General features: G+C 56.5%; 8 protein-coding genes. 7 read left to right on the plus strand and 1 reads right to left on the minus strand.

Going from position 1 to position 7389, the window contains the following annotated elements:
- The first annotated feature begins 6 nt into the window (after nucleotides 1-6).
- From JUE67_RS10695 to JUE67_RS12740, 4 genes are all read left to right on the plus strand, one after another.
- Nucleotides 7-1278, plus strand: coding sequence for a ComEC/Rec2 family competence protein (locus tag JUE67_RS10695; protein ID WP_203627759.1), 1272 nt, complete (start codon nucleotides 7-9; stop codon nucleotides 1276-1278).
- The gene (locus JUE67_RS10700; protein WP_203627749.1) at nucleotides 1254-1538 is read left to right on the plus strand and encodes a ComEC/Rec2 family competence protein; all 285 of its coding nucleotides are present in this window, start codon (nucleotides 1254-1256) and stop codon (nucleotides 1536-1538) included. Before JUE67_RS10695 ends, JUE67_RS10700 begins: the two co-directional genes overlap by 25 nt.
- 22 nt (nucleotides 1539-1560) lie before the next feature.
- Nucleotides 1561-2589 carry a DNA polymerase III subunit delta gene (holA, locus tag JUE67_RS10705; protein WP_203627747.1) on the plus strand — a complete coding sequence of 343 codons (1029 nt, stop codon included), beginning with the start codon at nucleotides 1561-1563 and terminating at the stop codon, nucleotides 2587-2589.
- 74 nt (nucleotides 2590-2663) lie between these two features.
- A complete protein-coding gene (locus JUE67_RS12740) occupies nucleotides 2664-3167 on the plus strand; it encodes a hypothetical protein (protein WP_225877936.1) in 504 nt (167 codons plus the stop codon).
- Between the two features lie 106 nt (nucleotides 3168-3273).
- On the opposite strand, the gene rpsT is transcribed toward JUE67_RS12740, so the two are convergent.
- The gene (gene rpsT / locus JUE67_RS10715) at nucleotides 3274-3528 is read right to left on the minus strand and encodes a 30S ribosomal protein S20 (protein ID WP_125696199.1); all 255 of its coding nucleotides are present in this window, start codon (nucleotides 3526-3528) and stop codon (nucleotides 3274-3276) included.
- Nucleotides 3529-3777: 249 nt separating this feature from the next.
- Between rpsT and rpsO the strand changes: the two genes are divergently transcribed.
- The 3 genes from rpsO to tnpA all read left to right on the plus strand — a co-directional run.
- Nucleotides 3778-4047, plus strand: coding sequence for a 30S ribosomal protein S15 (gene rpsO, locus JUE67_RS10720; protein ID WP_125696198.1), 270 nt, complete (start codon nucleotides 3778-3780; stop codon nucleotides 4045-4047).
- 1186 nt (nucleotides 4048-5233) lie between these two features.
- Nucleotides 5234-6916, plus strand: a complete 1683-nt coding sequence (locus JUE67_RS10725) for a ribonuclease J (RefSeq protein WP_203627746.1) — start codon at nucleotides 5234-5236, stop codon at nucleotides 6914-6916.
- A gap of 141 nt (nucleotides 6917-7057) precedes the next feature.
- The coding region (gene tnpA / locus JUE67_RS10730; RefSeq protein ID WP_203637153.1) for an IS200/IS605 family transposase at nucleotides 7058-7389 on the plus strand (332 nt) is incomplete at its 3' end.

Consider the following 7389-nt stretch of genomic DNA (forward strand, 5'->3'; position numbering starts at 1 on the left):
GATGACATGCGGGATGACCTCGTGCAGTTGGGCATTTTCCATCTCTTTTCCGTGTCCGGGCTGCATTTATTTGCGCTGCTCGCGGGGCTGATCTGGCTGACGGATCGTCTGCGGATTCCCAAGGAGGCGGCGGAATGGGCGTTGATCGCGCTGTTACCGCTGTTGCCGCTTTTGCTGGGCGGCGGGGCCGGTATTGTGCGAGCGGTGTGGCTCAGTGAGATCAGATTGGTGACGGCGCGCATGCGGTTGCCCCTGTCGCGCTTGGATGGCTTTTCGCTGGTCCTGATGGGGAACCTCGCGCTTCAGCCGTATATCTTGCACACGTTCGGCGGCCAATTGACCTATTTGCTTGCCGGGGCCTTGTACCTTCTGCCGCCTGGCCCACGCTTGAAGCTTAATTTGCAGCTCGGGTTGATCGGCCTGCCCGTGATCTTGGCGCACACATTTCGATTTCATTTGCTCCAGGTCTTGTTCAATTGGCTCCTGGTTCCGGTGTTTGAATTGGCCGTCATGCCGCTGGTGCTGGTGACGCTGATTTTTCCCGATGGCCCATGGACAGGTCCGCTCGAACGGGGCTTGCAGCTCGGCGAACAGAGCCTGCACGCGTTGACCACACTCCCGGGGGATGTGATCTTCGGCGCGGTGCCAACGGGACTTGCGGTGCTCGGCGTCGGGGTCGTGCTGCTGAGCTTGGCGCGTCGGCAGAAACGTTGGCTCATCGGCTGGCTGGTCGCGGCGTGGCTTGTGGCCAATGTCCATCCGCAATGGCGCGTCACGCTGTTTGATGTGGGGCAAGGGGATGCCATTTTGATCGAGGCACCCTTCAAACAGGCGGCGGTGCTGGTGGATACCGGTGGCCGGGGGTTCGGGACGGTGCGCGAGCCGCCAGCCAAGCGCGCGATCGTCAATTATTTGCATGCCCGCGGGCTGAACCACCTTGATATTTTGGTGTTGACGCATGCGGATGCGGATCACGTGGGGGATGCAGGCCTGTTGACCCAACTGATGCCAGTGCGCCGGCTGGTCACCACCACGCTGGCTGCGAACCACCGGTATATTTTGGCGGCCAAAGCCGGTCAGGTCGTCAGCCACACGCCACTGCTTGCACCGGCTACCCTCACCGTCGGCCCGCTCAAGCTCAAAGTCGTCGCCCCAGAGTCCGCAGACGCCAAGGAGAAAAACGCCGACTCGCTGGTGCTCTATGGTAAGATAGATAAGTATTTTTGGCTGTTGCGGGGGACGCGGACCGGGCGGTGGGGAGCAAGATCGCGCCATTGATCGGCCAGGTCGACATGCTCAAAGTCGGCCATCACGGCTCACGCACCTCAAGTGATCCCGCGTTTATCGCCCAGATCGACCCTAAATTGGCGCTGATCTCGGCCGGCGTCAACAATCGTTATGGCCACCCTCATGAAGAGACGCTTGAGACGTTTGCGGCGCAGGGGGTGCCGGTTTTGAATACCGCCGACCGCGGGATGATCTGGGTCAGCGGCCAGCAAGTTTTCACCCAGTTGACTGGCGCAGAAGCCGGCCACTGATCACAAGAAGGAGGCGGCCATCATGCGTGTTGCGGACCTGACCAAACAATTGAAAACGGGCAAGGTGCCACCGCTCGTCCTATTGCTGGGCGAAGAAACGGCTCTTCAACAAGAGGCCCTGGCCGCGCTGGCTGCGCTTATTCCGGAAGACCAGCAGACGATGAACATGGCCAGGTATGACATGCGCCAGACCCCGGTCGGCGTGGCGCTGGATGATGCCACCTCGCAGCCGTTTTTTGGGGACCTGCGCGAAGTCGTGATCACCCAGCCCTATTTTTTGACCGGCGAAACAGGCGCGGGTAAGATCGACCATGACCTCGCCGGCCTCGAGCGCTACTTCAAGGACCCGGCCCCGTCAACGGTGATGGTTATTGTCGCGCCTTACCCGAAGCTCGATCGGCGCAAGAAGCTCACGACCGCGCTGGTAAAAAATAGTGTGACGGTCGATGCGCAATTGATGAAAAGCGGGGAGGCCACCGCGGCCATCAACCGTGAGCTGAAAAAACAGGGGCTGGCGCTCACGCGTGACGGCATGGCGGCCTTCACCCAGCGCACCAACGCCAATTATTCCGTGATGATGCACGAGCTGCCAAAATTGGAACTGTACGCTCAAAATGGCGGCGCACTGGATGAACAAGCGGTGAGCGCACTGGTACCGAGGCAGCTGACGGATCGAGTCTTTGACATGGTCAACGCGGTGGTCCGGCGGCGGGCCGATGTGGCGCTGGCCATTTATCGCGACCTCCTTTTGCAAAAAGAGGAACCGATCAAACTCAACAGCCTGCTTCTCAGCCAGTTTCGGCTCTTGTTACAGGTACAGATCCTGATGCGCAAGGGCTACGACCAAGGTGGCATCGCAGCGGCGCTGAAAGCCGCCCCGTTCCGCATCGAAATGGCGATGCGCGAAAGTCGCGGCGTGGAAGACGCTGCGCTGCGGGCCGCGTATCTGGGGCTCGTCGACACCGAGGCGGCCATGAAGACCGGCCGCATCGACAAGGAACTGGCTTTTGAATTATTTGTTTTGAAATATTGCGGGCAGCATCGGTCATAAGTCGGACCAGGCGTGAAAAATCGGCGGCGTTCGGCTGACACCGAGATGGGCGGCTCGCAGGCAGGAGGTGCGCGATGGTAGAGATGACGGTGATCACGATCAAAATGGGCGGCGCCACGCGCAACGAGTTGCGTGCGCAGTTAGCGGCCGCCCATATTCAGCTCAACAAGCATGCGGCCCAGTTGCTGGAGATGATGCCGCTGTATCCACAAGAGCCGCCGTATCAGGTGCGCGTCGGCCTGGTGCCGATCGCCGCGTTGGGGCTGACCGGCGGAGCGACTTTGCCTCAGATCTATCGGGCGGCGATCGGGGCGGGACTCAAACTGGCGCCGCTTGCGCTGGCTGTTTTTCTTCGCCTTCAGTGGCGTGATCAGCCGGCCAGCCAAGACCTAGAGATGCATCGCCAAGCGGTGCCTGATCTTGCAGTCACCGTTGCCACTGCCACGCCTGGTGACCTCGACGCACCGCGGGGCTTTTACCTGCGCAACGTCGCGGGCCAGCTGCATCTGCGCGGGTATGTTTGCGATGACCAGTATTGGTGGCCGGGGGATGCGGTATTTGCGTTTGTGTTGAACTAGGCCGCAAAATAGCTCGGGAGTCTGAGGATGGTGGTCGGCCACGCTGAATTTTCCACAAAAAAATAGCGACCCGCAAAAGCAGGTCGCTTATTTTTAAGGTTACTGATTATTTGTTGATCAAAGCGGACAGGCGGCTCTTGTCGCGGCCAGCCTTGTTCTTCGTGATCAGGCCCTTGGTTTCAGCCATATCGATCGAACGGGTCGCAGCCTTGAATAAGTCCTGGGCGTTGTCCGCGCCAGATTCTTGCGCAGCCTTGAACTTCTTGACCGCGGTACGCATCGCGCTGGTCTGGGCAACGTTTGCCTCGCGGGCAGCCGTCGCGGTCTTTACGCGCTTGATCGCAGATTTGATTTGTGGCATGTGCATTTCACCTCCGCAAAGTGGATTTTTCGATGAACTGATTTCGTTTCAACAGGAACGATTATACCGGAGCGCCTCTATCAATGCAATAAAAACTTGTAAAGGGAAATGGCTTGATAGGCGGGAAAAGCTTGCTTTTGCTCGGGCCTTCCGGTAAAGTAGTCAAGTACTACGAACCTGTCGCTTGGTCTGGCGGTTCACCGCGCCTCGCTCAGTCTCAGGCAATTTATAAGAAGGGTGGAAATTACCATGGCAATTTCACAAGAACAAAAGAACGAGATCATCCAGAAGTATGCACGTCACGAAGGGGACACTGGTTCACCAGAGGTCCAGATCGCGGTTTTGACTGCGGACATCCTGAACCTTCAGGATCACATGGCGGCTAACAAGAAGGACCACCATAGCTATGTTGGCCAGATGAAGAAGATCGGCCATCGTCGTAACCTGCTCGCCTATCTGCGTAAGACAGACGTTCAGCGCTACCGCGACCTGATCAAGAGCCTCGGCCTGCGTCGTTAATTTTGAAAAAACATGGGAAGCATCCGGCAGCGGGTGCTTCTTTTTTTGGCTCAGGGTGCGAAGGTGCGCGCTTATGGTCGTGCAGGTAGGGTAGCCAAGCGCTTGATGGCGCACTCAGCCATCGAGTGCTTGGCGTACCTAGCTGTCTCGGCCATGCGCACCGGAGCCCCAACTTCAGGGTGCGAAGCCGATCGCTTAGGGGTGGCAGGTAGCTCGGCCTGGGCGGTTGATGGCGCACTTGGCCATCAGGCGACCGGGACGACTACATGTCCCACCCCTGCTCGGCGGAGCCCAACTTGACTAGGAATGCGTCACCAAACTCTGATCAGGATGCCCGCGGTTGCTTAACCAAAACGCAAGCAAAACACCACAAGACCTTCATCTTCTGCGCAAAATCCGCGCACAACTCCCAGTTAAGATGAACTCATCAAAACAAAGGAGCTGACCTATATGAAAGTCTTATTGATCACTGTCCCAGCCGCTGCCGCCGTCCTAGCCACCACCGCCGCCGTGGTCTGGCACCAAAAGAGCCGGCGCCTCATCCCAATTCCAGTTAAGCACTAACCTACATAAACGGGCACTGACAAAATAGTCGGTGCCTGTTTTGATTCTGAGGAAAAATAGGGTTGGTAATGATTGGACTTCTCAATTCGCCGAGATCGATAGGAGAGGTGGACGTATCTAGCAAGCACAACACAATTCGACACACACAACGTCCCGGCTCCGACCCGCGAAAAGACAGCGTACCGATCCAGCGAAATGACGGCCAAAAGTGCCATTTCTATAATGCTTGATGTAGGGTGGGCTCCGGCCGAAAACGGCTCACTTCGTATGTCTTGGCGTAAGGCATAAATGCCTAACGCCAAGAGCAAGCCCCCTCGTCGGCGTTGGCGGCTATGCCGCTTACGCCGAAAGCAAGCTTTGAGACCGCGCTTTCCGCGGGCTCAAAGTTGCTTGTCCGCTCTACTCCGGTCGCCAGCCGATTTTCGGCCGGAGCCCACCCGGGCGTTTACTCGTTTTTTTACACAATATCCCACTTTTCGCAACGCATTTCGGAGTGTGGTACACTGGTAACAGAAGTTTATCGTTGAGTCCGCGTCCGTGGCGGTGGCAGGCGAAGCCCCACGTTGAAGCCGGTCGCGAGTCTCGAGAAAAATTCAATAAAATTTTCTGAGGTGTATTTCACATGAGCAAAATCAAAGTGATCGCACTCGGTGGCGTCCGCGAAAACGGAAAAAACATGTACGCCATCGACGTGGACGGTCAAATTTTTGTCGGGGACTTCGGCCTGAAGTACCCAGACAACGAACTGCTGGGCATCGACATCGTGATTCCGGATCTCACCTATTTGGAAGAAAATGCAGACAAGATCGCCGGTATTTTCCTCACGCACGGCCATGCCGATGCCGTGGGGGCCTTGCCGTATTTTGTCGGCGAGCATCCGGTTCCAGTCTTTGGCTCCGAGTTGACCATCGCGCTGGCAAAGCTGGCCGCGGCCGGCAATCCGCAGGCGAAAAAATTCAACGACTATCATGTCATTGATGAGCATTCCGTGATCGATTTTGGCAAGAACAAAGTCTCGTTTTTCCGCACGACCCACAGCATTCCCGGGTCCCTGGGCATCGACATTGAAACGCCGAGTGGCCAGATCGTTTACACCGGTGATTTCAAGTTCGATCAAAGCGCCAGCCCGATGTACCAAACCGACCTGTCGCGCCTTGCGAAGATCGGGGATGGCAAGGTGCTCGCGCTATTGTCCGATTCAGCCAATGCCGAGTCGCCATATCAAAATGCGAGTGAGCACGAGATCGCAACCAAGATCGAGGAGACCATCAAGTATCAGTCAGGTCGCGTGATCGTGGCCAGCGTTGCGAGCAACATCGAGCGCATCCAGCAGGTGTTGGACGCCGCCGCTGCCACTAACCGCCGCGTTGTTTTGACCGGCCGGGAAGTGGAAAAAATTGTCCGCACCGCCATTCGGTTGAAGGACATCCGCTTGCCAAAGCCGGACATTCTGGCGTCGACGAAGGAGCTCAAGACGCTCAAGGATGAAGAAGTTGTCATTCTCGAAACAGGCCGGATGGGCGAGCCACTCAAGTCCCTGCAGCGAATGGCGACCTCGCGCCATCGCCTGGTCCACATTCACGAAGGCGACCTGGTTTTCATCACCACCTCGATCTCCCATGCGATGGAGACCATGGCGGCGAAGACCCGCGACATGATCTACCGCGCAGGCGGCGAGGTCAAGGCGATCTCGGATGACATTCACGCATCTGGCCATGCCAACAAGGCGGACCTTCAGCTGATGCTCAACTTGCTCAAGCCGGAGTACCTCATTCCGGTGCAAGGCGAATACCGCTTGCTTGCTGCGCATCAGGAGATCGCGGAAGAAGTTGGCATTCCAGAGCAGAATATTTTTATCCTGAACCCTGGCGACATTGTTTCTTATGAAAAAGGGAAGATGCACAACGCGGGCCATGTCGATGCCGGCAACACCATGATCGACGGCATCGGGGTCGGTGACATCGGCAACATCGTCTTGCGCGACCGCAAGATGTTGGCTGAAGACGGGATCTTCATCGCAGTGGTCACCATCGATCGCAAGAAAAAACGCATCGTGTCCACCCCGAAGATCTCAAGTCGCGGCTTCGTTTACATCAAGACCTCAAAGGATCTGTTGGCCGAAGCGGGCGAGCTCGTCACCAAGACCGTTCAAAAGCAGCTCGACAACAAGGAATTCGACTGGAGCACGCTCAAACAATCCGTGCGCGAGGACCTCAGCCATTTCCTGTTTGACCAGACCAAGCGCCGGCCAGTGATCTTGCCGGTGATCATGGAAGTCAATCAAAACAGCACCAAACGTCAGTAAAACGCGAACGTCAGCGAGTCCCGCTGGCGTTTTTGAATTAGGGCAAGGAAACACGTTCTTTCAAGGACGTGATGAATTGCCCTTTTTCTGTGTCCCAGGCCCGCTTCACATGGTGCAAGATGACATGTTATAATTACTAGTATGAAGGATTCTAAACGTGTGACATATGGTAGAACCTCTGTCTATAATCTCAATTACCACATCATTTGGGGCACTAAATACCGAAACCGCGTTCTGAAAGGAAACGTCGAAGCCGTGCTTAAGCGAATCCTCTATGAGGTCGCCGCACAATATGGGTTCAGTATCGACCATATGGAGATTGGTAAGGATGACCACGTTCACTTGTTAGTGAGTGCACCGCCGAAATTGTCGGTGACTAACATCGTTCGGTGGTTAAAGGGTATTTCGGCTCGTCAAATGTTCGTTGAGTGTCCCGAACTTCAACGAAGCTATTGGAAACACCAAGGGCGGCA

The organism is Lacticaseibacillus mingshuiensis (genome assembly GCF_016861785.1).
Classification (GTDB): domain Bacteria; phylum Bacillota; class Bacilli; order Lactobacillales; family Lactobacillaceae; genus Lacticaseibacillus; species Lacticaseibacillus mingshuiensis.